Genomic DNA, 23,411 nt, shown 5'->3' on the forward strand with positions numbered 1-23,411 from the left:
AGCGGGGGTCAACACCGATGGGCCCGGTGCACTTGGTCACAGTGCGCCGGGCCCGCGGTCAGGACGTGGCGGAGGCTACGCCTTCCACTTCTCCCACGACATGTTCCAGCCGTTGTAGCCGTTCTCGGGCTGGATCTTCTTGTCCGCGGAGTTCTTCACCACGACGACGTCGCCGATCATCGAGTTGTTGAAGAACCAGCCCCCGGGGGTCTTCTTGCTGTAGCCGCCGCGCACGTCGCTCAGGCCTATGCAGCCGTGGCTGGCGTTGGTGTTGCCGAAGGCGCCGCCCGACCAGTAGTTGCCGTGGATGAACGTGCCGGAGGTGGACAGGCGCATCGCGTGCGGGACGTCCTTGATGTCGTACTCGCCGCCGAACCCGACGGTCTCGCCGTTCATCCGGGTCACCTTGAGCTTCTCGCTGATGACCATCTCACCGTTGTACGTGGTGGTGCCGGGCGCGCCCGCGGTGATCGGGATCTTCTTGATCTGCTTGCCGTCGCGGACGACCTTCATCTGGTGCGTCTTGGCGTCGACGGTGGAGACCTGGCTGCGGCCGATGGTGAAGTTCAGGGTCTTGGCCTGCTTGCCGTAGACGCCCGGGCGGCCCTCGACGCCGTCGAGGTTGAGCTTGACGGTGACCTTGGTGCCGGCCTTCCAGTACTCCTCGGGGCGGAAGTCGAGGCGGTCGTTGCCGAACCAGTGGCCCTCGACGGGCACGGACGGCTCGGTCTTGATCTCGATGGCCTTCTCGACGGCCTCCGGGTCGGTGATGCCGCGCGTGAAGTTCACCGAGAACGGCATCCCGACGCCGACCTCGGAGCCGTCCTCCGGCGTGAACTGGCCGACGAAGGTGTTCTTCGGGGTCAGTGTCGTGAAGGCGGTGTCCTTGGCGGACGCCCGGCCTTCGGAGTCCTTCGCCACCGCGTGGACCTTGTACTTGGTGGCCGCCGCGAGGTGGTGGGCGGGCGTCCAGCCCCTGCCGCCCGAGGTGATCTTGCCGGGGACGGGGTTGCCCTTGCTGTCCTCGACCTTGACCTCGGAGAGCTTGCCCTTGTCCGCGGATATCTTCAGGGCGCCGCTGGTCGCCACCGACTTCGCCCCGTTCTCGGGGGCTATCGTCACCACGGCCGCCGAGGGGGCGTTCTTGTCGGCCTTGTCCTCGCCGTCGCCGCCCGAGTCCGAGCCGCCGCCCCCACATGCCGCCACCATCAGCAGTGCCGCTCCCGAGAGCACCGCGGTCATGCCTCTGGCGCCCCGCCGCCGTACGCGTCGTCGCGCGTCAACCGACGTCCCCGAAATCGGTCGCCCGTTCAAGATGAGTCTCCCCTCGCACGGCCTGGATCCAGGCCCGCACCCCAGTGCACCTGCGCGTTTCAGACACGCGCAAGCGCTAGATAACCACACGGGTCCGGGCGATGACTGCCCGCCAATGTCACCGTTCCGTTCCAACTGCCCATGCGGTGGGGGCGAGGCCTGACCACCGGGTGGTGGCCCGCCGGTCACCCGGCGGTCACCTGGCGGTCCGCCGGGAGGTCAGCTGCCCTTCACCCAGTCCTTCCACGCCATGTTCCAGCCGCCGAGGCCGTTGTCGGGAGCCACTTGCCGGTCATTGCTGTTGATCACTTCGACGACGTCCCCGATGAGGGTCCGGTCGAAGAACCAGCCGGCCGGCGTCCGCGAACTGCCGCCCTTCACGTCGCGCAGGCCGACGCAACCGTGGCTGACGTTGGCCTTGCCGGGAGCGTCCGGGGCCCAGTAGTTGCCGTGCAGGAAGGTGCCGGAGGTGGTCAGGCGGATGGCGTGCGGCACGTCGGGGATGTCGTACTCCCCGCCGAAGCCGACGGTGCGGCTGTTCATGCGGGTCACCTCCAGCATCTCCGTCACCACCATCTTCCCGTTGTACGTGGTGGTCTTCGGGGCGCCCGCGGTGATCGGCACGGTGGAGACGACCTCGCCGTCGCGGGTCACCCGCATGGTGTGCTCGGCGGCGTCGACCAGGGAGTGCTGGCTGCGGCCGACCGTGAACACGAAGCTCTTGTCCTGGAGGCCGTAGACGCCGGGGGCGGCCTCGACGTCGCGCAGGCGCAGGGAGACGGTGACCTTCGTGCCGGGCTTCCAGTACCGCTCGGGGCGGAAGTCCACGCGGGTGTCGCCGAACCAGTGCGGGCGGATGTCGACCGCCGGGCGCGAGGTGACCTCGATGGCGCGCTGGACGGCCGCGCGGTTCTCGACCACCCGGTTGAACTCCAGGGAGACGATCATGCCGGTGCCGACCGTGGAGCGGTTCTCCGGCGCCACGTACCCGATGAAGCGCTCCTCGGGGACGTGGGTGCGGAAGGTCGTGTGCCGGGCCGCGCGGCGGCCGTGCCCGTCGAGCGCGACGGCGTCGACCTTGTACGAGGCCGCGAGCGCGAGCGGGCCCTTGTCCCGCGGCTCCCAGGTGAGGCCGTCGTCGGCGATGCGGCCCTGCACCTCGAACTCCTGTGCGTCCTGCGTCCGGACCACCTTCACCGACTCCAGACGGCCGCTGGGCACCCTCACCCGGAGCCGTTCATCCGGCTTGACGTCCTTGCTGCCGTCCTCGGGCGACACGCGGATCACTTCGGCGGGCGAGCCCGGTTTCCCGAGCACCTGCCCGAGGTCGCCGCCGGAGCAGGCCGTCGCCCCGGCCAGCAGGCCGGCCCATGTCAGTACCGCGGCCAGCACGGCCCCTGCGCGCCGTGCGCGCCTCGCACTCTGTCTCACGTGGGTCCCAACGACCGTCCTTGCCCGGGGAAACGTGAGTGCGACGCACGCACTGGGCAGAACAGTGGGGAGGGACGACGTATGGGGAGCCGCGGCCGGGACGCCGCACGCCCTGCTTCGCGCGTCGGCCGAGGAGCCGCGGGAGGCTGACAGGTGTCGAGCGCATCCGAGCAGAGGTCAGTGCGGCAGGCGCCGGCGCAGGGGCGTACCGCTCCCGGGCGTCCCGCCACCGCCGTGAACGGCAGCAGGCGCACCGGCGCGCGTGCGGCGCCCGCCCGGCAGGTGTGGCCGGGGACGCCGACACCGCTCGGCGCCCGCTTTCGCACCGGCCCCGACGGGGTCGCGGGGACCAACTTCGCGCTGTGGGCCGGCGGCGCCGAGTCGGTGGAGCTGTGCCTGTTCGACACGGAGGACGGCCACGTCGTCGAGACGCGCTGCCCGCTGACCGAGCTGACCCACGAGATCTGGCACGGCTTCGTCCCCGGCGTGCGCCCCGGCCAGCGGTACGGCTACCGCGTGCACGGCCGCTGGGACCCGTGGACGGGCGCCCGCTGGAACCCGGCCAAGCTGCTCCTCGATCCCTACGCGCGCGCGGTGGACGGCGACTTCACGCTCCCCGCGGAGGTGTACGGCCACGCCCGCGACTGGCCCCAGCAGCACGTGGCGGACACCGTGCGCGACGACAGGGACTCGGCGCCGTACGTCCCCAAGGGCGTGGTCGTGCACGACGACGCGCCGGACGACGAGTGGGCCGACGACCGGCGCCCGAAGACTCCGTGGGCGGACTCGGTCATCTACGAACTGCACGTGCGCGGCTTCACCAAGCTGCACCCCGGGGTGCCCGAGGAGCTGCGCGGCACGTACGCGGGGCTCGCGCACCCGGCGGCGCTCGACCACCTCGTACGCCTCGGGGTGACGGCGGTCGAGCTGCTGCCGGTGCACCAGTTCGCGCACGAGGACCATCTGCTGCGGCGGGGGCTGAGGAATTACTGGGGGTACAACTCCATCGGCTACTTCGCGCCGCATGCCGCGTACGCGGCGTCGGGGACGCGGGGGCAGCAGGTCGGGGAGTTCAGGCGGATGGTGCGGGCGCTGCACGAGGCCGGGATCGAGGTGATCCTCGACGTGGTCTACAACCACACGGCGGAGGCCGGCGAGCTGGGCCCCATGCTGTCGCTCAAGGGCATCGACAACCGCGGCTACTACCGGCTCCAGCCGGACGCGCGGCGGTACGCGGACTACACGGGCTGCGGCAACACCCTCCAGGTCGTCCAGCCGCACGTCCTGCGGCTCATCACGGACTCGCTGCGGTACTGGGTGACGGAGATGGGAGTGGACGGCTTCCGCTTCGACCTCGCGGCGGCGCTCGCGCGCTCCTTCCACGACGTCGACATGCTCTCGCCGTTCCTCGCGGTGATCGCCCAGGACCCGGTCCTGCGCCGCGTGAAGCTGATCGCCGAGCCGTGGGACGTGGGGTCCGGGGGCTATCAGGTGGGCGCCTTCCCGCCGCTGTGGACGGAGTGGAACGACCGCTACCGCGGTGCGGTGCGGGACTTCTGGCGGGGCGCGCTGCCGGACGTACGGGATCTGGGGTACCGGCTCTCGGGCTCCAGCGACCTGTACGCATGGGGCGGGCGCAGGCCGTACGCCTCGGTGAACTTCGTGACCGCGCACGACGGGTTCACGCTGCGGGACCTCGTGACGTACGAGCACAAGCACAACGAGGCCAACGGCGAGGGGAACAGGGACGGCTCCGACGACAACCGGGCCTGGAACTGCGGCGTCGAGGGCGAGACGGACGACGCGGAGATCGCGGCCCTGCGGCGGCGGCAGCTGCGGAACCTCATGACGACGCTGCTGCTCTCCACGGGGGTGCCGATGCTCGTCGCCGGGGACGAGATGGGGCGCACGCAGGGCGGCTCCAACAACGCGTACTGCCAGGACAACGAGATCAGCTGGGTCGACTGGGGGCTCCTCGACGACCCGGGGCGGCGCGAGCTGCACGCGCTGACGGCGCGCCTCATCGAGCTGCGGCACCGGCACCCCGTGCTGCGCCGCCGCGCCTTCTTCTCCGGGCGCGCGCACTCGGCGGACGGGCTGCGGGACCTTGCGTGGTTCACCGCGCGGGGCACGGAGATGACGGAGGCCGACTGGTTCGCCCCGGCGGCCACGCTCGGCATGTATCTGTCGGGGCGTGACATACCGGGCCGGGACGCCCGTGGCGCGCCGGTCGCCGACGACAGCTTCCTCGCGGTACTGCACGCCGGGGCGGACACGGTGGACCTCGTACTGCCCGGGCCGCCGTGGGCCGACTTCTACGAGGTCGTCGTCGACACCTCGGCGGAGGACCAGGCGACGGTGCCGGACACCGTGCTGCGGGCCGGCTCCACGGTGGCGCTGGGGGGACGGACGGTGCTGCTGTTGCGGGTCGGACACGGGTGACGTTCGGCCACGGCCCCACCGGATTGGTCCAGACCGGAGTATTGCCGACCCTCCTGCCGCGGTCCAAGCTCAGGCCATGGACCTGGAGTTGCGGCACCTGAAGACGATCCGGGCGATCGCCGACGCGGGCAGCCTCACCAAGGCCGCCACCGCGCTCGGGCTCGCGCAGCCCGCGCTGAGCGCGCAGCTCAAGCGGATCGAGCGCGTTGTGGGGGGTGAGCTGTTCGAGCGGGGGCGGCACGGAGTACGGGCCACCGCGCTCGGCGAGTTCGTGCTGGCGCGGGCCCGCGTCGTGCTGCCCGCGGTGAGCGGACTGCGGGACGAGGCGCGGCGGTTCGCCCAGGCGTGGCAGGACGGCACCGGGTTCCGGCTCGGCGGCACGCACGGGCCGCTGCTCGGCGCCCTGATCGACCGGCTCGCCACCGCGTATCCGGGGGCGCGGGTGACCACGCACACCTCCTGGTCGGAGCGGGACATCGCGGCCCGCACGGCCGCGGGCACCCTGGACTTCGCGCTGGTCGGCACGTGCGGGGCGAGCGCGCCGCCGGAGGGCGAGCTGCTGGTCTGGCGGGAGGTGGGCCGCGACCCGGTCTTCGTCATGCTGGCGACCGGCCATCCGCTCGCGGGCCACCAGGAGATCGACCTCGGCCTGCTCGCCGACGAGGCGTGGACGGACGTGCCGGGCGACGGCTGCTTCGCGGACTGCTTCTCCGCCGCGTGCGCCCGCGCCGGGTTCACGCCCTCGCGCGTGTACGAGACGGACGTCTCGTCCTGCGTTCATCTGGTGCAGGTGGGACGGGCGGTGGGGCTGTGCAGGGCGACGTTCCCGCCGACTCCTGGCCTGGTGACCCGGCCCCTCGCCGGGACCCCGCTGTACTGGCGCCACATGCTCGGCTGGCATCCGGCGGCCCCCGCCCACGACACGGCCGCCACGGTCTTCGCGCAGGCCCGCGCCGCCCACGCGGAGGCCGCCGCCCGCAGCGAGAGCTACACGGCATGGCTGGCGGCGCCCTCCCCGCGGCAGCCGTGAGGGCACCCGCCCCCGCCGTTCCATAACGCCGGGGACGGGGGTCGGCTGACAGCTACTGGCGGGCTGTTGAGGCTTCTACGTTGTGGGCGATTCCCCGCTCGCTCCGCGTACACCGAGGAGACCTCGTATGCCTCGTATGCTCCCCACCACCCATTCCAGACGTGCCGTGGCGGCCTGTGCCGCTTTCGCCGCGGCCGGCGCGCTCGTCGTGGCCGGGGCTCCCGGCAGCGCGTCCGCCCAGAGCGACCCCGCCGCGGCCCCTTCCCCGGCCGTGACCGCCGCTGTCGGCGAGACCTCTCCCCAGGTCCTCGCGGCCATGCGGCGCGACCTCGGCCTCACGTCGGCGCAGGCTAAGGCCAGGCTGGTCAACGAGGCCGAGGCCGGCGCCGACGCGGGAGCGCTGCGCAACGCGCTCGGCCGTGACTTCGCGGGCGCCTGGGTGCGGGGCGCCACATCGGGCACGCTCACCGTGGCCACCACGGACTCCGCCGACGTCTCCCTGATCGAGGCCAGGGGCGCCCGCGCCCGGGTGGTGCCGCACTCCCTCGCCGCGCTCGACGCCGCCAAGGCCCGCCTTGACCGCGCGGCGAAGCGGACGGCCACGCGCGACGCCCCGGTCTGGTACGTCGACGTGCGCTCCAACGCCGTGGTGATACGGGCCGTCAAGGCCTCCGCGGCCAAGTCCCTCGCGTCGACCGCGGGCGTCGCGTCGGACCTCGTACGCGTCGAGAGGACCGAGGCGCGGCCGAAGCCGCTGTACGACCTGGTGGGCGGCGAGGCGTACTACATGGGCGGCCGCTGCTCCATCGGCTTCTCCATCACCAAGGGCACCCAGCAGGGCTTCGCCACGGCGGGCCACTGCGGGCGCGCGGGCACCGCGACCAGCGGCTACAACCAGGTGGCCCAGGGCACGTTCCAGGCCTCGATCTTCCCCGGCAGGGACATGGCCTGGGTCGCCACCAACTCCCAGTGGACCGCCACCCCGTACGTGAAGGGCCAGAGCGGCCAGCGGATCGGTGTCGGGGGCTCCACACAGTCCCCGGTGGGTGCGTCGATCTGCCGCTCGGGCTCCACTACGGGGTGGCACTGCGGCACGATCTCGCAGCACAACACCAGCGTCACGTATCCGGAGGGGACCATCAGCGGGGTCACGCGGACCACGGTCTGCGCGGAGCCCGGTGACTCCGGCGGCTCCTACATCTCCGGGAGCCAGGCGCAGGGCGTCACCTCGGGCGGCTCCGGCGACTGCCGCCGCGGCGGCGAGACCTTCCATCAGCCGATCCTGCCGCTGCTCTCGCAGTTCGGTCTGACGCTGAAGACCACGGGCGGCGGCGAGGACCCCGGCCCCGGGGAGCCGGAGCCGGGCGGCACCTGGGCCGCGGGCAAGGTCTACGCGCCCGGTGACTCCGTCACCTACGGCGGGTCGACGTACCGCTGTCTCCAGGGACACCAGGCCCAGTCCGGGTGGGAGCCGCCGAACACTCCCGCGCTGTGGCAGCAGGCGTAGGGGTCAGCCCAGAATCCCGCGGCTGTACGCCGTGGCCACCGCCGCCGCGCGGTCCTTCACCGACAGCTTGGCGTAGATGTGGGTGAGGTGGGTCTTGACCGTGGCCTCGCTGATGAAGAGTTCCGCGGCGATCCCACGGTTCGACGTGCCCCTGGCGACGAGCGCGAGCACTTCCCTCTCCCGGGTGCTCAGCGGTTCGTTGCCGGGGGCACGCACGCGTGAGACCAGCCGGGACGCCACGGCGGGCGACAGGACCGTACGCCCCTCGGCCGCCGCGCGGACCGCGGTGAACAGCTCCTCGCGCGGGGCGTCCTTCAGCAGATAGCCCGTCGCGCCCGCCTCGATCGCGGGCAGCGTGTCGGAGTCCGTGTCGTACGTGGTGAGGACCAGGACGCGGGCGCGGGCCCCTCGCCGGGTGAGCTCGGTGATCGCGTCGACACCGCCGCCGCCCGGCATGCGCAGGTCCATCAGGACGACGTCCGGGTCGAGTTCGGCGGCGAGCGCCACCGCCTCCACGCCGTTCGACGCCTCGCCGAGGACCTCGAAACCCGGCGCGGAGTGGAACATGCCGCGCAGACCGTCGCGGACCACCGGGTGGTCGTCGACGACGATGAGAGTGATCACTTCAGTGCTCATGGCGCACCAACGGTACGCGAGCCGACACCGCCGTACCGCCGCCCGGCTCCGACTCCACGGTGAGGGAGCCCGCGATGCGCTCGGCGCGGGCGCGCATGCCGTCGAGGCCGAAGCCGCCGGAGCCGGTGCGCCGGGCCGTGGCGAGCGGGTCGAAGCCGCGGCCGTCGTCGCGTACGTCCAGGGTGACCTCGTCGTCCATGAAGGACAAGGTGACGCCGAGCCGGATCGCTCGCGCGTGCCGGGCCGTGTTGGACAGGGCCTCCTGGACGATGCGCAGGAGGGTCGCCTCGATCTCGTCGTGGAGGTGTTCGACGGTGCCGGTGACCGTGAACTCGGCGCGGACGCCGGTCCGTTCCTTCCACTCGGCGACCGTCTTCTTCAGCGCCTCGGGGAGGTGGTCGTGGGCCAGGGGCGCGGGCGAGAGGTTGTGCACGGAGCGGCGGGCCTCGCCCAGGCTGTGCCGGGCGAGGTCGGCGGCGCGGCCCAGGTGTTCGCGGGCCACCTCCTCGTCCGCCGTGCCCACGACGACCTGGAGCTGGGCGATGATGCCGGTCAGGCCCTGGGCGATGGTGTCGTGGATCTCTGCGGCGAGCCTGCGCCGCTCGTCGGCGACGCCCGCCTCCCGCGCCTGGACGAGGAGTTGGGTGTGCAGGGCGGCGTTCTCGTCCATGGCCTGCTGGAGGGCGGCGTTGGTGCGTTCCAGTTCGGTGATGGTCGCGGCCTGGACGCGGGACCGCTCGTCCTCCTGCGCCGCGAGGTGGGCGAAGACGTTGAGCAGCGCCACGTTCACCGCGAGCAGCCCGCCGAAGACGACCCAGCCGAGGCTGCCGTCCGGGGGCAGTCCGCCGCTCTGGGAGCCCGCCATGATGACGGCGGTGGCGAAGAGCCCCGGCTTCACCAGGTGGGGGGCCAGCAGCCGCTCGGTGCCGAAGTAGCCCACGATGGCGTAGAACGCGAAGAACGGGTTGAGCCAGGTCAGGACGAAGGCGATCGCCCAGCGCAGGACGTAGTGGACGAGGGACGCGGGCGAGGGTTCCCGCCGGTCCTGGGCCTGCGCGCCCCATCCGAGCTGGAGCACGGCGCCGGCGGCGACCAGGGGTCCGGCCACGTACCAGTCGCCGCTGTCCATGCCGATGGCGCCGCTCGTGGCGACGGCCATGAGGAGGCCGGCGCCCAGGAGGACGTAGGGGCCCCAGCGATGGAAGAGGTCCCACCGCTGTTCGATCAGCTTCGCGGGGTCGGCCGTCTCCGTGCTCACCGCCCCAGTGTCGTCGACGAGCCACCTCGCATGCGTGCCCGTCACTCCCACCGGAACCAGCGCGCGGCCCCGGCCGAGAGGGCCGCCGTCCACAGCGCGAGCACCCCCAGGTGGACCCAGCCGGGCCAGTCGCCGGCGGCGGCGTCGGCGAGGGCCTGGGACGCGGCGCCGAGCGGGGTGATCTCCACGACGCGGGCGAGCGCGTCGGGCATCGCCTGGACCGGCAGCCAGACGCCCGCGCTGAACATCGTCGGGAAGAAGACGGCGGAGCCGATGGCGGTCGCGGCCTTGGTGGTGCGCGCGAGCGCCGAGACGAGGGCGCCGAGGGCGAGCCCGCACAGGACGGCGAGGACCAGCGCGAGGACGTATCCGAAGGTCTGGCGCGGCAGCGTCACGTCGAAGGCGAGGCGGCCCACGGCCAGCGAGAGCAGCGCCGAGACGAGCGCGGCGGCCCCGTGGATGCCCATCTGCGCGCCGAGCACGGCGGAGGGGCGTACCGGCGTCGTGGACATGCGGCGCAGGATGCCGCGTTCGCGGTAGCCGGTGATGAGCGGCGGCATGGCCTGCAACCCCGCCATGATCAGGGCGAGCAGCACGCTGACGGGCACGTACGCGTCGACCATCCGGATGCCGCCGAGCGAGTCGTCGGGCTCGCGGAAGGAGGGGATGGAGCCGAGGACGGCCAGCAGGACCGTGGGGAAGACCATGATCCAGAAGAGGGAGCCCGGCTCGCGGCGGAAGAGCCGGAACTCGGCCCTGAGAACGGCGGCGGAGGCCTGGCTCTTCCCGGAGCCCCGGCTCTTCCCTGTGGCGTGCGGTGCGGCGACGGCGGTCATGCCGATGCTCCCGTCAGGTCGAGGAAGGCGTCGTCCAACGTGGCGTCGGAGACCCGGAGTTGGTGGGCGGTGACGTTCTGCCGGGCGAGCAGCGTGATCGCGGCGTCGACGGTCTCGTCGGTGCCGTGCAGGGTGTAGCGGCCGTCGCGGTGCTCGACGGAGGTGACGGCGGGGAGCGCGGCGAGGGCGCGCTCGTCGAGCGGCGTGGAGGGCGTGAAGGACATGACGGTGGAGTTCGCGGCCCTGCTGATCAGGCCCGCCGGGGAGTCGAGGGCGGCGACCCTGCCCTTGTCGATGACCGCGATGCGGTCGCAGAGGCGCTGGGCCTCCTCCATGAAGTGGGTGACGAGCAGGACGGTGACGCCGCTGTCGCGCACGTCCTCGATGAGCTCCCAGGTGTCGCGCCGCGCGCGCGGGTCGAGCCCCGTGGTCAGCTCGTCCAGGACGACGACCCTGGGGTTGCCGATCAGGGAGAGGGCGATGAACAGGCGCTGCTTCTGGCCGCCGGAGAGCTTGCCGAAGCGGCTGTCGAGCTTGTCGGTGAGCCGCAGCCGCTCGGCGAGGGGCCGCCAGTCGGCGGGGTCCGGGTAGAACGCGGCATACAGTTCCAGGGCCTCGCGCACGGTCAGCTTCGGCTGGAGCTCGCTCTCCTGGAGCTGCGCGCCGAGGACGCGGGTGAGGCGTGCGTGATCGGCGACGGGATCGAGCCCCGCCACGCGGACGGAGCCGGAGTCGGGTGCGCGCAGCCCCTCGACGCACTCGACGGTGGTGGTCTTGCCCGCGCCGTTCGGGCCGAGGATGCCGAAGATCTCCCCCTCCTCGACGCCGAAGGAGACACCGTCGACGACGACGCGTCCGCCGTAGGCCTTCTTGAGTCCGTGCACTTCGATGAGGGGCATGCCATGAGAATCGCCCGTGGAGGGGAGCGGGGACATCGCCCGTCACGCTCGAAACGGCATCAGCCGATCGGTTGATGACCGGGTACGACTTCGGGGGCGCGGACCGTGGAGGATGCCGGGGCGCGGCCATGGAAGACGCCGGTCCTAGGTCCAGCGAAGTACCCCGCACGGGCCAAAACTCGGTGGGCTGTGACAGTCGCCATCCGTAGGCTCGGTCCTGATGCCGAAATCAGATGCCCCCACCAAGGATCGGTCCACCATCCGGACGCTGCTGCGGCTCTGGCCGTATGTGCGGCCGGTCCGAACGCGTCTGGCCACCGCCGCCGTTGTCGCGATCATCGCTTCCTGTACGGGGCTCCTCTTCCCCCTCGTACTGAAGTGGATGGTGGACGGTCCCGTGGCCGACCGGGACGGGGCGGGGGTGTGGCTCGGGGCGCTGCTGCTGCTTCTGCTCGGCGTGGTGGAGGCGCTGCTCTTCGGGCTGCGGCGGTGGCTCGTGGCCCGGCCGCTCGCGAGCGTGGAGGCGTCGATGCGGGCCGACCTCTTCCGGCATCTCCAGCGGCTCCCGGTGGCCTTCCACGACCGGTGGGCGTCCGGGCAGCTCCTCTCGCGCGGCACCACGGACCTGATGCTGCTGCGGATGTTCCTCGCCTTCCCGATGACGTTCCTGCTGGTCAACAGCGTGACGATCCTGGTCGGCGTAACCATTCTGCTCGGCCAGGACTTCACGCTGGGCCTGGTACTGCTCGCACCGGTGGTGCCGATGGTGATCGCCTGCGCGTACTACGAGGGGCGGTACGCCACCGTGGCGCGGCGGGCCCAGGACCAGGTCGGCGATCTGACGACGGTCGTCGAGGAGAGCGTGCTCGGCATCCGCATCATCAAGGGCTTCGGCCGCCACCGCAGCCAGGCGCGGGCGTTCCGGGAGCTTTCGCACACCCTGCGCGGCACGGAACTGGCCAAGGCCCGCATCCTCGCGGCCGTCTACGCGGTGATCATGTCGCTGCCGGAGGCCGCCATCGGCGCCGCGCTGGTGCTCGGCACGGTGCGGGTGGCCGACGGCGGCCTGTCCGCGGGCACGCTGGTCGCCTTCCTGTCGACGGCCCTCGCGCTGCGCTGGCCGGTGGAGTCCATCGGCTTCCTGCTCGCGATGACCCAGGAGTCCGCGACGGCCACGGAGCGGTACTTCGAGGTGATGGACGCGGAGCCCGAGGACGACACGGTCGCTGCCACCGCCACCGTCACGAGCCGGGGCACGGGAGAGGGCGGACTGCGCTTCGACGGCGTGGAGTTCAGGTACCCCGACGCACCGCCCGACGCGCCCCCGGTCCTCGGCCGCGTCGACCTGCACATCCGCCCCGGCGAGACCATGGCCCTGGTCGGCGCCACCGGCAGCGGCAAGACCACGCTCACCGCCCTGGTGCCGCGCCTGCACGAGGTGACCGGCGGGCGCATCACCCTGGACGGCGAGGACATCGCCGCGATGGACCGCGAGCGGCTGCGCTCCCTGGTGTCCGTCGCCTTCGAGGAGCCCACGCTGTTCTCCGCGTCGGTCGGCGAGAACGTCCTGATGGGCGCCGAGGGGAGCGCGGGCGACGAAGAGCTCGCCCGCGCCCTGGACGTCGCGCAGGCCGACTTCGCGCACGCCCTGCCGCAGGGCACCGGCACACAGGTCGGCGAGCAGGGCCTGAGCCTGTCCGGCGGGCAGCGCCAGCGCCTCGCCCTGGCCCGCGCGGTGGTGGGCCGCCCCCGCTTCCTGGTCCTCGACGACCCGCTCTCCGCGCTCGACGTCCACACGGAGGCGCTGGTGGAGGCCGCGCTGCGGCGGGTCCTCGCGGACACGACCGCGCTGATCGTCGCCCACCGCCCCTCCACCGTGCAGCTCGCCGACCGCGTCGCCCTGCTCTCCGGCGGGCGCGTCGCCGCCGTCGGCACCCACCAGGAACTGCTGCGGGAGAACGCGGAGTACGCCTGGCTGATGTCCGGCGCCGACACCCCCCACGCCGCCGAGGAGGCTGCCCGATGACCTCGTCGACCCCCGTACGGGAGAAGCCGCTCGACCCCGGGGAGCCCGAGCTCCCCGAAGACCCGGCCGCCCATGACGACCCCTTCGACAAGGACGACCTGCCGACGCCCCCGGGCGCCACGCGCGCCCTCCTGCGCTCGCTGCTCTCGCCGCTGCGCGGCCGCGTCGTCCTCGCCGCCGTGCTGCTCCTCCTCCAGCAGGCCGTCGTGCAGGCCGGTCCGCTGCTCGTCGCGTACGCCATCGACACCGGTGTGCCCGCGGTGCGCGCGGACGACCACGGCCCGCTGATCGCCGTCGCCGTCGGCTATCTGCTCTGCGCCGGCGCGTCGGGCGCCCTCCAGTACGCGTTCATCATCGCCTCCGCCCGCGTCAGCCAGGACGTCCTGCTCGACCTGCGCGGGCGCATCTTCCGGCACGCGCAGGCGCTGAGCGTCGACTTCCACGAGCGGTACACGTCGGGGCGGCTGATCTCGCGCTCCACCACCGATGTGGAGTCCCTGCGCGAACTGCTCGACGAGGGCCTCCAGGAGCTCATCACCGTCCTGCTCTCCTTCGTCTACATCTCGGCGATGCTGCTCTGGCTCGACCTGGGCCTCGGCGCGGTGGCGGTGGCGTCGTTCGTGCCGCTCTACCTCCTCGTACGCCTCTACCAGCGGCGCGCGGGGGCGCTGTTCCGCAGCCGCTCCACCGCGATCGCCGCCGTCATCGTGAAGTTCGCCGAGACGATGAACGGCATCCGTCCGGTGCGGGCCTTCCGCAGGGAGCGCGCCAACGACGAGAGGTTCGCCGAACTCAACCGCCGGCACGAGCGCACCAACGGCGACGCCATGCTGGAGATGGCGCGCTACGTCGTCGGCTCACGGCTCGTCGCCAACGTCGCCGTCGCCGGGATCGTCCTGTGGGGCGCGCAGCGCGTCGCGGACGGCGGCCTCGCCCTCGGCGTGCTCGCCGCCGCCGTGCTCTACCTGCGGCGCCTGTACGACCCGATCGACCGGCTCGGCATGTTCCTCAACTCCTACCAGTCCGCGGCGGCCTCCCTGGAGAAGATCGCGGGGCTGCTCGCCCAGGTCCCCGCCGTGCCCGAGCCCGACGCCCGTGCCGCGCGTGCGCTGCCCGCCCTGGAGTCCGCGCACCCCGGCCGCGAGGTCCGCTTCGACGGCGTGCGGTTCGCCTACCGCACCGGCGGCGAGGTCCTGCCCCGCTTCGGCCTGACCCTGCCTGCCGGGCAGACCGTCGCCGTGGTCGGCTCCACCGGCGCGGGCAAGTCCACGCTGGCGAAGCTGCTCGCCCGCTTCTACGACCCGACCGAGGGCAGCGTCCTCCTGGACGGCGTCGACCTGCGGGACCTGGCGGGCACCGAGCTGCGGCGCGGGGTGGTCATGGTGACGCAGGAGGCGTTCCTGTTCTCCGGCACCGTCGCCGAGAACATCGCGATCGGCCGCCCCGACGCCACCCGAGAGGACGTCGAGCGTGCCGCGAAGGCCATCGGCGCCCATGACTTCATCGCGTCGCTGCCCGAGGGGTACGACACGGACGTACGCAAGCGGGGTGGCCGTATCTCCGCCGGTCAGCGCCAGTTGGTGGCCTTCGCGCGGGCCCTGCTCGCCGACCCGGCGGTGCTGATCCTCGACGAGGCGACCAGCTCCCTCGACATCCCGGGTGAGCGGGCCGTGCAGCGCGCGATGCACACCGTGCTGCGGGGCCGCACCGCCGTGGTGATCGCCCACCGGCTCTCCACGGTGGAGATCGCCGACCGGGTGCTCGTGATGGAGCACGGGCGGATCGTGGAGGACGGCACCCCGGGCGAACTCATCGCGGACGACGGCTCCTTCGCGAGCCTGCACCGGGCCTGGCGGGACAGCGTGGTGAGCTGAGGCCGGACGGTCCGTACGGCCGGCGGCCCGGCCGGGCCCGTACGGCGAGAGGCCCGGCCGGGACCGCCGTGGTGGCGGTTCTGGCCGGGCCTCCGCCTTCGGCGGTCACTCCGTCACTTCTGGTCGGCGTCGAACTTGGCGGCCGACCAGAAGTAGCCGAGCACCGCGAGTCCGACGCACCAGGCGACGGCGAGCCAGCCGTTGTGGCCGATCTCGCTGCCGAGGAGGAGACCGCGCAGGGTCTCGATGGCGGGCGTGAAGGGCTGGTACTCGGCGATGGGCTGGAACCAGCCCGGCATGGAGTTCAGCGGCACGAAGGCGCTGGAGAAGAGGGGCAGCAGGATCAGCGGCATGGCGTTGTTGCTGGCGGCCTCGGCGTTGGGGCTGATCAGACCCATGCCGACGGCGATCCAGGTGAGCGCCGAGGCGAAGAGGACGAGCAGCCCGAAGGCCGCGAGCCACTCCAGGGCGGTGGCGTCCACGGAGCGGAAGCCGATGGCGAGGCCGACGGCCCCGACCAGGACGACGCTGGCGACGGCCTGGAGCACGCTGCCGACGACGTGCCCGATGAGCACCGACGCGCGGTGGATGGCCATGGTGCGGAAGCGGGCGATGATGCCCTCGCTCATGTCACCCGAGACGGACACGGCGGTGCCGACCGTGGTGGAACCGATGGTCATCAGCAGGATGCCGGGAACGATGTAGGAGATGTACGCGTCGCGGCCCGCGCCCCCGCTCATCGCGTCCCCGAAGATGTAGACGAAGAGCAACAGCAGCATGATCGGGGTCAGCAGCAGGTTCAGCGTGAGGGAGGGGTAGCGCCGGGCGTGCAGGAGGTTGCGGCGCAGCATCGTGGAGGAGTCACGGACGGCGAGGGGGAGAGAGCTCATCGGACGGTCTCCTTGGACTGGGCGGGGACGGCGGACCCGGCGGACCGGGCGGGGACGGTGGTGTCGCCGGTGAGGGCGAAGAAGACGTCGTCGAGGTCGGGGGTGTGCACGGTCAGCTCGTCGGCCTCGACGCCGGCGGAGTCGAGCCAGTCGAGGACGGAGCGCAGTTCGCGCTGGCTTCCGTCGCTGGGGATGGACAGCGACAGCGCCTCGTCGTCCCGGGTGACCTCGCGCAGGGCGTCGGCGGCGGACCGGTACGTGACCGGGTCGGTGAAGCGGAGCCGGATGTGCCCGCCCGGGATGAGCCGCTTGAGCTGTTCGGCGGTGCCTTCGGCGGCGATCTTGCCGTCGTTCAGTACGGCGATGCGGTCGGCCAGTTCGTCGGCCTCTTCCAGGTACTGCGTGGTGAGGAAGACGGTCACCCCGTCGGTGACCAGCTCACGGATGATGCCCCACATGTTGTGCCGGGAGCGGGGGTCGAGGCCGGTGGTCGGCTCGTCGAGGAAGATGATGCGCGGGGCGCCGACCAGCGTCATGGCGATGTCCAGGCGGCGCTTCATGCCGCCGGAGTAGGTGGACGCCGGCTTCTTGGCGGCCTCGACGAGGTCGAAGCGCTCAAGGAGTTCGGCGGCGACCCGCCGCCCCTCACGCTTGGACAGGTGGTGCAGGTCGGCCATGAGGAGCATGTTCTCCTCGCCGGTGATCAGACCGTCGACGGCGGAGAACTGTCCGGTGACGCCGATCGTGGCGCGTACGGACTGCGGGTCGGCGGTGAGGTCGTGGCCACCGACGTGGATGGTCCCGGAGCCCGCGTCGGCGGAGACCAGGGTGGAGAGGATCTTGACGGCGGTGGTCTTGCCCGCGCCGTTCGGGCCGAGCAGGGAGAAGACCGTTCCCTCGGGGACGGTCACGTCGACACCGTCGAGGACGGTCTTGTCCCCGTAGGACTTGCGCAGGCCGTACGCCGCGATGGCCAGGTCGGTCATGGGAAGAGCTCCTTCAGAGGGCTGGGGGGTGCGGGGGCTGCGGGATGCGGAGATCCGCCGGGGTCAGAGGCTGTGGGCGGTGATGTCGCCCTGCGAGGTCGTGGCCTTGATGGCCAGGGCGGCGTCGGCGCCGTCGGTGTTCTTCAGCGCGTTGTCGATGCGGCCGTAGGCGGTGCCGGCGTCCAGGGCCGCGGAGACCCCGCGGGCGGCGCCGACGGTGATGTTCCCCTGCTGGGAGCTGAGGGTGAGGGCCCCGCGCACGGCCTCGGAGACGGTCACGTCGCCCTGCTGGGTGCTGATGCTGCCGGGCCCGTTGAGCCGGCCGACCGTGATGTGGGCGTCGTGACCGGTGAGGCGGGCGCTCGCGGCCTCGTCGAGCTTGACCGGCCCCGAGCCGCCGTCGAAGGACACGTCACCGAGCCGTCCCACACCGCGGAACTCCGCGGCGGCGGCCTTCGCCTCGACGTGGGAGCCGGCCGGCAGCTGGACGGTGACCTCGACGGACCCCCGGGCGCCGAGGAACCGGTTCGTCGCCTCCGGGCCCTGGATCCGCAGGACACCGTCGGTGTAGGTGACCTCGCTCTGCTCGGCCGCCTTCACGTCACGGCTCTTCGAGGCGTCCGCGGGCCGGATCTCGACCGTGGTGTCCGTACGGTCGGCGGCGATGAACTGGATGCGTCCCGCGGAGATGTCCAGGACGGCGGAGACGGGGGCGGGGGTGGCGAACTTCTGCATGGCGTGCTCCTTGGGTTCTTGTTTCGCTCTTCGTGTCGTTCTTCGTGCCGCTCTTCGTTTCCAACAACGCAAACGCTACGTTGCATTTACCTATCCGGCAACACTCGCGTTGCACGACAAGCCTTAACTGGCAGGTCAACGCCACTATTTCATTGCAACGGTCTACTGATTAACGCAACGGCGAACGCATCACTCATTGCAATGGGTTGACCGTGAACGCTATGCTGAGGGCCCTACGGACCGCACCAAGGAGAGATCGCGATGCCAGGCGGCAGGCTCACCCAGCAGGAACGTCAGCAGATCGCGGTGGGCCTGGCCGACGGCCTCGCCTACGCGGAGATCGCGAGGGGCCTGGACCGCCCGACCTCGACGGTCACGCGGGAGGTGATGCGCAACGGCGGCCCCACCTCCTACCGCGCGGACCTCGCCCACCGCGCCACCGAACACCGCGCCCACCGGCGCAGGCAGGCGACACCGGACGGGCGGACGGATGCCGCACCGCGGCCCCACGGGCGCGACTCCCAAGCCGTACGCGACTTCGAAGAGGTCTTCATCACCGTCATGATGGCTTCGGGCATGCCCAAGATGACGGCAAGGGTGATGGTCTGCCTCACCCTCACCGACTCGGGCAGCCTCACCGCGTCCGAGCTCGTCCAGCATCTCCAGGTCAGCCCGGCGTCCATCTCCAAGGCGATCACGTTCCTCGACGAGCAGGGACTCGTCCGCCGGGAGCGGGACGAGGGCCGCCGCGAGCGCTACGCCGTGGACGACGACGTCTGGTACCAGTCGATGATGGTCAGCGTCCGGTCCCTGAACCAGGTCGTCGAGACCGCCCGGCAGGGCGTCTCCGTCCTCGGTTCCGGCACTCCGGCCGCCACCCGCCTGGAGAACGTCGCCCGTTTCCTCGATTTCGTCTCCGAGAGCATGCTCCGCGCCACGGAGCAGGCCCGCGACATCCTCCACACGAAGTCGCGGCCGGACACGGACACCACCGCCTGAACCACGCGCCGCCGGGCGCGACGGCACCGCCTGAACCACACCTCTTCGGCCCCAACGGCGAAAACCGGCCACGCCCGCACACGCGCGCCCGGCGACCGAAAGCACGCGCGACCTCTCGAACGTCCGCTCAACTCCGGTCGCCGCGCAGGCCTGCCGCCCCGCTCCGCATACCGAACGTGCCCTACCGGCCAACGGACTGATTCCGGCCAACTCTTGATGCGCCCCTGACAGACGCGTGGCTCTGGTGCCACTCTTCCCCTCGACCGCCGCACGACTTTCAACAAGGCGACGGTTTCTCTTCACGCACCACACACGCACCACACATGCGCCACCCCTAGCGACACCCTGGTAGCGCCTCGCGGCAACACCCTTGACGCACCGCCCAGTTCTGCGTTCCGCCTTGCTCTGCCCGGACGGCGACCCAGCCCTCCGGTAGCTCTGGCCGCGCATCCCCGCGGCCGCGCAGAAGGAGTCCGTGTTGAGAAACACCTCCCACAGACCCACCTCCCACAGCAGCCGTTCGGTCCGCACCCGTGCGACCGCCGTCGGCGCTCTCTCCGCAGTCGCCGCACTCCTGGCCGTGGCCGTCCAGGCGGGTCCCGCGTCCGCCGACGACCCGGCGGCCAAGGCCGCCCCCGCGGCGGCCCAGAAGCTCGGCAAGGTCGACCCCGGCGCCCTGGCCGCCAAGCTCTCCCCCGCCCAGCGCGCGGAGCTCATCCGTGACGCCAACGCCACCAAGGCGGAGACCGCCGAGGACCTGAAGCTCGGGGCCAAGGAGAAGCTGGTCGTCCGCGACGTCACCAAGGACGTCGACGGCACGGTCCACACCCGCTACGAGCGCACCTACGGCGGCCTGCCCGTCCTCGGCGGCGACCTGGTCGTGGACACGTCGAAGTCCGGCAAGACCGAGGCCGTTACCAAGGCCGTGAAGACGCAGCTCAAGGGCGTCGACATGAGCGCCGACGTCAAGGCGTCGGCCGCGGAGAAACAGGCGCTGGGCGCCGCGAAGGCCGAGGGCTCCAAGAAGACGGACGCGGACCGCGCGCCGCGCAAGGTCGTCTGGATGGCCAAGGGCCAGCCCGTCCTCGCGTACGAGACCGTGGTCGGCGGGCTCCAGCACGACGGCACGCCGAACGAGCTGCACGTCATCACGGACGCCGCCACCGGCAAGAAGCTCTTCCAGTGGCAGGGCATCGAGAACGGCACCGGCAACACGCAGTACAGCGGGACGGTCACCCTGGGCTCGGCCCAGTCGGGGTCGAACTACACCCTCACCGACACCGGCCGCGGCAACCACAAGACGTACAACCTGAACCGCGGCACGTCCGGCACCGGCACCCTCTTCAGCGGTTCCGACGACGTGTGGGGCAACGGCCAGCCCTCCAACCTGGAGACCGCCGGCGCCGACGCGGCCTACGGCGCGGGCCTGACCTGGGACTACTACAAGAACGTGCACGGCCGCTCCGGCATCCGCGGGGACGGCGTCGGCGCGTACTCCCGGGTCCACTACGGCAACAACTACGTCAACGCCTTCTGGTCCGACGCCTGCTTCTGCATGACGTACGGCGACGGCTCGGGCAACGCCAAGCCGCTCACCTCCATCGACGTGGCCGCCCACGAGATGACGCACGGCGTGACGGCCGCGACCGGCAACATGACCTACAGCGGCGAGTCCGGCGGCCTGAACGAGGCCACCTCCGACATCTTCGCCGCCGCGGTCGAGTTCAACGCCAACAACGCCCAGGACAAGGGCGACTACCTCGTCGGCGAGAAGATCGACATCAACGGCGACGGCACCCCGCTGCGCTACATGGACAAGCCGAGCAAGGACGGCGGGTCCAAGGACTCCTGGTACTCCGGGATCGGCAACATCGACGTGCACTACTCGTCGGGTGTCGCCAACCACTTCTACTACCTGCTGAGCGAGGGCAGCGGCCAGAAGGAGATCAACGGCGTCCAGTACGACTCGCCGACCTCCGACGGCCTGCCGGTGACCGGCATAGGCAGGGACAAGGCGTCGCTGATCTGGTTCAAGGCGCTGACCACGAAGTTCACCACCACGACCAACTACGCGGCGGCCCGCACCGGGACGCTCGCCGTGGCCGGTGAGCTGTACGGCACCACCAGCGCCGAGTACAAGGCGGTCGCCCACGCCTGGGCCGGCGTGAACGTCGGCTCCCGCCCCGGCGGCGAGGAGCCCGGCGGCAAGACCTTCGAGAACACCGCGGACGTCAACATTCCGGACGCCGGTGCCGCGGTGACCTCGTCGGTCAACGTCACGGGCGTCACCGGCAACGCGCCGAGCGCCCTGAAGGTCGGCGTCGACATCGTGCACACCTGGCGCGGTGACCTCCAGGTCGACCTGGTGGCCCCCGACGGCACGAACTACCGGCTGAAGTCCACCAGCAGCTCGGACTCCGCCGACAACGTCAAGGAGACCTACACGGTCAACGCCTCGTCCGAGGTGGCCAACGGCTCCTGGAAGCTGAAGGTCCAGGACAAGGCGCGGCAGGACACGGGTTACATCAACAGCTTCAAGCTCACCTTCCCGTAAGCCGCACCACTGCCTGAACCGCACCACCGCACAAGGCACCACCGCCTGAACCGCACCATCGCGTAGAACACGCCGCCGCCCCGGGTGAACAACTCCCCGGGGCGGCGCGCGCGTTCCCGGCCCGTTCCGTTCACACGCCGTTCGCAATGCGTATGTTGACCATCGCTCAACGGACGATTTCCGGCCAACATCCCGTCCGGTACTGACATGCACCTGACCCGAATGGCACTCTTCCCAGGCATCACACGCACCACCATCGCACCGCGTCTTTCATGCCCGGGTCGGTCCCCAACGCCGCTCGGGCCCCCCACAGAAGGAGCCTGCGTGACCCCCCACATATCCCGTAAGCGTTCGACCCTGGCCATCGCCACCGCTGTCGCCGCGGGAGCGATGCTCGCCGCCGGGCTGACCACCGGCGCGTCCGCGCAGCCCGCCGAGGACGCCGCGTCCTCCGGTGCTCCCGTCAGCCTCTCGGCATCGACGCGCGCCGGCCTCCTCCAGGACGCGAACTCCGGCAAGGCGGCCACCGCCGACAAGATCGGCCTCGGCGCCAAGGAGAAGCTGGTCGTCCGTGACGTCGTCAAGGACGGCGACGGCACCACCCACACCCGCTACGAGCGCACCTACGACGGCCTGCCCGTCCTCGGCGGCGACCTCGTCGTGCACACCGCGAAGAGCGGCAAGGTGAAGAGCGTCACCAAGGCGACCGAGGCCACCGTGAAGGTCGCCACCACCGACGCCAGGCTCAGCAAGGCGTCGGTCGCGAAGTCCGCCGAGTCGACGGCCGCCAGGGCGAAGACCGCCAAGGCCGACGCCGAGGCCCCGCGCAAGGTCATCTGGGCCGCCGACGGCAAGCCGGTCCTTGCCCACGAGACCGTGGTCACCGGCATGCAGAAGGACGGCACGCCCAGCCGCCTCCACGTCATCACCGACGCGGCGACCGGCAAGAAGCTGTACCAGTACCAGGCCATCGAGAACGGCACCGGCAACAGCCAGTACAGCGGCAAGGTCGAGATCGGCACCAAGAAGGGCGCGAGCGGCTTCGAGCTGACCGACGACGAGCGCGGCGGCCACAGCACCCTGGACCTGAACCACGCCCAGGGCGGCGAGGGCAAGCTCCTCACGGACGACGACGACACGTGGGGCACCGGAAAGCCGGACGACGTGCAGACCGCCGCCGTCGACGCCGCCTACGGCGCGCAGCTCACCTGGGACTACTACAAGTCCGTGCACGGCCGCAGCGGCATCAAGGGCGACGGCAAGGGCGCGACCTCACGGGTCCACTACGGCAACAACTACGTCAACGCCTTCTGGGACGACAGCTGTTTCTGCATGACGTACGGCGACGGTGAGGGCAACAAGGCGCCCCTGACCTCGCTGGACGTCGCGGCCCACGAGATGACGCACGGCGTCACCGCGGCGACGGGCAACATGGAGTACAGCGGTGAGTCCGGCGGCCTGAACGAGGCCACCTCCGACATCTTCGCCGCCTCCGTCGAGTTCAACGCCAAGAGCCCCGAGGACGTCGGCGACTACCTCATCGGCGAGGAAATCGACATCAACGGCGACGGCACCCCGCTGCGCTACATGGACAAGCCCTCCAAGGACGGCCAGTCCCTGGACAACTGGAGCGAGGACGCGGGCAACGCCGACGTCCACTACTCCTCGGGCATCGCCAACCACTTCTTCTACCTGCTGTCCGAGGGCAGCGGCGCGAAGGAGATCAACGGCGTCACATACGACTCCCCGACCGCCGACGGCTCCAAGGTCGAGGGCATCGGACGCGACAAGGCCGAGAAGATCTGGTTCAAGGCCCTGACGGCGTACTTCACGTCGACGACGGACTACAAGGCGGCCCGGGAGGGCACCCTGAGCGCCGCGAAGGACCTGTACGGCGCGGACTCCGCCGAGTACAAGGGCGTGGACGCGGCCTGGGCCGGGGTCAACGTCAAGTAGCACCGGCACGGTGGGGCGGTGTCCCGGAACCCCGGGAC

Annotated in this window: 17 protein-coding genes; 8 read left to right on the forward strand and 9 right to left on the reverse strand. The window is 71.4% G+C overall.

Annotated elements, in window-relative coordinates:
• Positions 1-75: 75 nt before the first annotated feature.
• Together ACZ6JY_RS27430 and ACZ6JY_RS27435 are read right to left on the reverse strand one after the other, a co-directional pair.
• A complete protein-coding gene (locus ACZ6JY_RS27430) occupies positions 76-1,314 on the reverse strand; it encodes a L,D-transpeptidase (RefSeq protein WP_469199865.1) in 1,239 nt (412 codons plus the stop codon).
• Between the two features lie 219 nt (positions 1,315-1,533).
• Positions 1,534-2,706: a L,D-transpeptidase gene (locus ACZ6JY_RS27435; protein ID WP_469199867.1), complete on the reverse strand. Its 1,173-nt coding sequence runs from the start codon at positions 2,704-2,706 to the stop codon at positions 1,534-1,536.
• A gap of 192 nt (positions 2,707-2,898) precedes the next feature.
• Between ACZ6JY_RS27435 and glgX the strand changes: the two genes are divergently transcribed.
• From glgX to ACZ6JY_RS27450, 3 genes are all read left to right on the forward strand, one after another.
• On the forward strand, positions 2,899-5,187 hold the full coding sequence (gene glgX, locus ACZ6JY_RS27440; RefSeq protein ID WP_469199869.1) for a glycogen debranching protein GlgX: 2,289 nt from the start codon (positions 2,899-2,901) through the stop codon (positions 5,185-5,187).
• Between the two features lie 76 nt (positions 5,188-5,263).
• On the forward strand, positions 5,264-6,217 hold the full coding sequence (locus ACZ6JY_RS27445) for a LysR family transcriptional regulator (protein ID WP_469199871.1): 954 nt from the start codon (positions 5,264-5,266) through the stop codon (positions 6,215-6,217).
• Between the two features lie 136 nt (positions 6,218-6,353).
• Positions 6,354-7,724, forward strand: a complete 1,371-nt coding sequence (locus ACZ6JY_RS27450) for a carbohydrate-binding protein (protein WP_469200126.1) — start codon at positions 6,354-6,356, stop codon at positions 7,722-7,724.
• Positions 7,725-7,727: 3 nt separating this feature from the next.
• On the opposite strand, the gene ACZ6JY_RS27455 is transcribed toward ACZ6JY_RS27450, so the two are convergent.
• Genes ACZ6JY_RS27455 through ACZ6JY_RS27470 form a run of 4 tightly spaced genes read right to left on the reverse strand, consistent with a single transcriptional unit; the run spans position 7,728 to position 11,353 of the window.
• Positions 7,728-8,360, reverse strand: a complete 633-nt coding sequence (locus ACZ6JY_RS27455) for a response regulator (RefSeq protein ID WP_469199873.1) — start codon at positions 8,358-8,360, stop codon at positions 7,728-7,730.
• A complete protein-coding gene (locus ACZ6JY_RS27460; protein WP_469199875.1) occupies positions 8,350-9,618 on the reverse strand; it encodes a sensor histidine kinase in 1,269 nt (422 codons plus the stop codon). The genes ACZ6JY_RS27455 and ACZ6JY_RS27460 overlap by 11 nt, the downstream gene beginning before the upstream one ends.
• Before the next feature lie 41 nt (positions 9,619-9,659).
• Positions 9,660-10,454: an ABC transporter permease gene (locus ACZ6JY_RS27465; protein WP_469199877.1), complete on the reverse strand. Its 795-nt coding sequence runs from the start codon at positions 10,452-10,454 to the stop codon at positions 9,660-9,662.
• Positions 10,451-11,353: an ABC transporter ATP-binding protein gene (locus tag ACZ6JY_RS27470; RefSeq protein WP_469199879.1), complete on the reverse strand. Its 903-nt coding sequence runs from the start codon at positions 11,351-11,353 to the stop codon at positions 10,451-10,453. The genes ACZ6JY_RS27465 and ACZ6JY_RS27470 overlap by 4 nt, the downstream gene beginning before the upstream one ends.
• A gap of 220 nt (positions 11,354-11,573) precedes the next feature.
• On the opposite strand from ACZ6JY_RS27470, the gene ACZ6JY_RS27475 reads away from it, so the two are divergent.
• Positions 11,574-13,379, forward strand: coding sequence for an ABC transporter ATP-binding protein (locus ACZ6JY_RS27475; protein ID WP_469199881.1), 1,806 nt, complete (start codon positions 11,574-11,576; stop codon positions 13,377-13,379).
• The gene (locus tag ACZ6JY_RS27480; protein ID WP_469199883.1) at positions 13,376-15,253 is read left to right on the forward strand and encodes an ABC transporter ATP-binding protein; all 1,878 of its coding nucleotides are present in this window, start codon (positions 13,376-13,378) and stop codon (positions 15,251-15,253) included. The genes ACZ6JY_RS27475 and ACZ6JY_RS27480 overlap by 4 nt, the downstream gene beginning before the upstream one ends.
• 113 nt (positions 15,254-15,366) lie before the next feature.
• Here ACZ6JY_RS27480 and ACZ6JY_RS27485 read toward each other — a convergent pair whose 3' ends face one another.
• From ACZ6JY_RS27485 to ACZ6JY_RS27495, 3 genes are all read right to left on the reverse strand, one after another.
• Positions 15,367-16,143, reverse strand: coding sequence for an ABC transporter permease (locus tag ACZ6JY_RS27485; RefSeq protein WP_469199885.1), 777 nt, complete (start codon positions 16,141-16,143; stop codon positions 15,367-15,369).
• Positions 16,140-17,129 carry an ATP-binding cassette domain-containing protein gene (locus ACZ6JY_RS27490; protein ID WP_469199887.1) on the reverse strand — a complete coding sequence of 330 codons (990 nt, stop codon included), beginning with the start codon at positions 17,127-17,129 and terminating at the stop codon, positions 16,140-16,142. The genes ACZ6JY_RS27485 and ACZ6JY_RS27490 overlap by 4 nt, the downstream gene beginning before the upstream one ends.
• A 63-nt stretch (positions 17,130-17,192) precedes the next feature.
• Positions 17,193-17,864, reverse strand: coding sequence for a DUF4097 family beta strand repeat-containing protein (locus tag ACZ6JY_RS27495; protein WP_469199889.1), 672 nt, complete (start codon positions 17,862-17,864; stop codon positions 17,193-17,195).
• Between the two features lie 261 nt (positions 17,865-18,125).
• Between ACZ6JY_RS27495 and ACZ6JY_RS27500 the strand changes: the two genes are divergently transcribed.
• The 3 genes from ACZ6JY_RS27500 to ACZ6JY_RS27510 all read left to right on the forward strand — a co-directional run bounded on the left by ACZ6JY_RS27500 (position 18,126) and on the right by ACZ6JY_RS27510 (position 23,373).
• A complete protein-coding gene (locus tag ACZ6JY_RS27500; protein WP_469199891.1) occupies positions 18,126-18,863 on the forward strand; it encodes a helix-turn-helix domain-containing protein in 738 nt (245 codons plus the stop codon).
• A 475-nt stretch (positions 18,864-19,338) separates the two neighbouring features.
• A complete protein-coding gene (locus ACZ6JY_RS27505) occupies positions 19,339-21,417 on the forward strand; it encodes a M4 family metallopeptidase (protein ID WP_469199893.1) in 2,079 nt (692 codons plus the stop codon).
• A gap of 324 nt (positions 21,418-21,741) precedes the next feature.
• The gene (locus tag ACZ6JY_RS27510) at positions 21,742-23,373 is read left to right on the forward strand and encodes a M4 family metallopeptidase (RefSeq protein WP_469199895.1); all 1,632 of its coding nucleotides are present in this window, start codon (positions 21,742-21,744) and stop codon (positions 23,371-23,373) included.
• Positions 23,374-23,411: the final 38 nt, after the last annotated feature.

Source organism: Streptomyces sp. NPDC046335 (assembly GCF_055587985.1).

Excerpts from the sequence above, each read along its gene's own strand:
- ACZ6JY_RS27445 (WP_469199871.1), top strand. The coding sequence starts at position 5,264 with ATGGACCTGGAGTTGCGGCACCTGAAGACGATCCGGGCGATCGCCGAC.
- ACZ6JY_RS27450 (WP_469200126.1), top strand. The coding sequence starts at position 6,354 with ATGCTCCCCACCACCCATTCCAGACGTGCCGTGGCGGCCTGTGCCGCT.
- ACZ6JY_RS27455 (WP_469199873.1), bottom strand. The coding sequence starts at position 8,360 with ATGAGCACTGAAGTGATCACTCTCATCGTCGTCGACGACCACCCGGTG.
- ACZ6JY_RS27465 (WP_469199877.1), bottom strand. The coding sequence starts at position 10,454 with ATGACCGCCGTCGCCGCACCGCACGCCACAGGGAAGAGCCGGGGCTCC.
- ACZ6JY_RS27470 (WP_469199879.1), bottom strand. The coding sequence starts at position 11,353 with ATGCCCCTCATCGAAGTGCACGGACTCAAGAAGGCCTACGGCGGACGC.
- ACZ6JY_RS27475 (WP_469199881.1), top strand. The coding sequence starts at position 11,574 with ATGCCGAAATCAGATGCCCCCACCAAGGATCGGTCCACCATCCGGACG.
- ACZ6JY_RS27480 (WP_469199883.1), top strand. The coding sequence starts at position 13,376 with ATGACCTCGTCGACCCCCGTACGGGAGAAGCCGCTCGACCCCGGGGAG.
- ACZ6JY_RS27485 (WP_469199885.1), bottom strand. The coding sequence starts at position 16,143 with ATGAGCTCTCTCCCCCTCGCCGTCCGTGACTCCTCCACGATGCTGCGC.
- ACZ6JY_RS27490 (WP_469199887.1), bottom strand. The coding sequence starts at position 17,129 with ATGACCGACCTGGCCATCGCGGCGTACGGCCTGCGCAAGTCCTACGGG.
- ACZ6JY_RS27495 (WP_469199889.1), bottom strand. The coding sequence starts at position 17,864 with ATGCAGAAGTTCGCCACCCCCGCCCCCGTCTCCGCCGTCCTGGACATC.
- ACZ6JY_RS27500 (WP_469199891.1), top strand. The coding sequence starts at position 18,126 with ATGCCAGGCGGCAGGCTCACCCAGCAGGAACGTCAGCAGATCGCGGTG.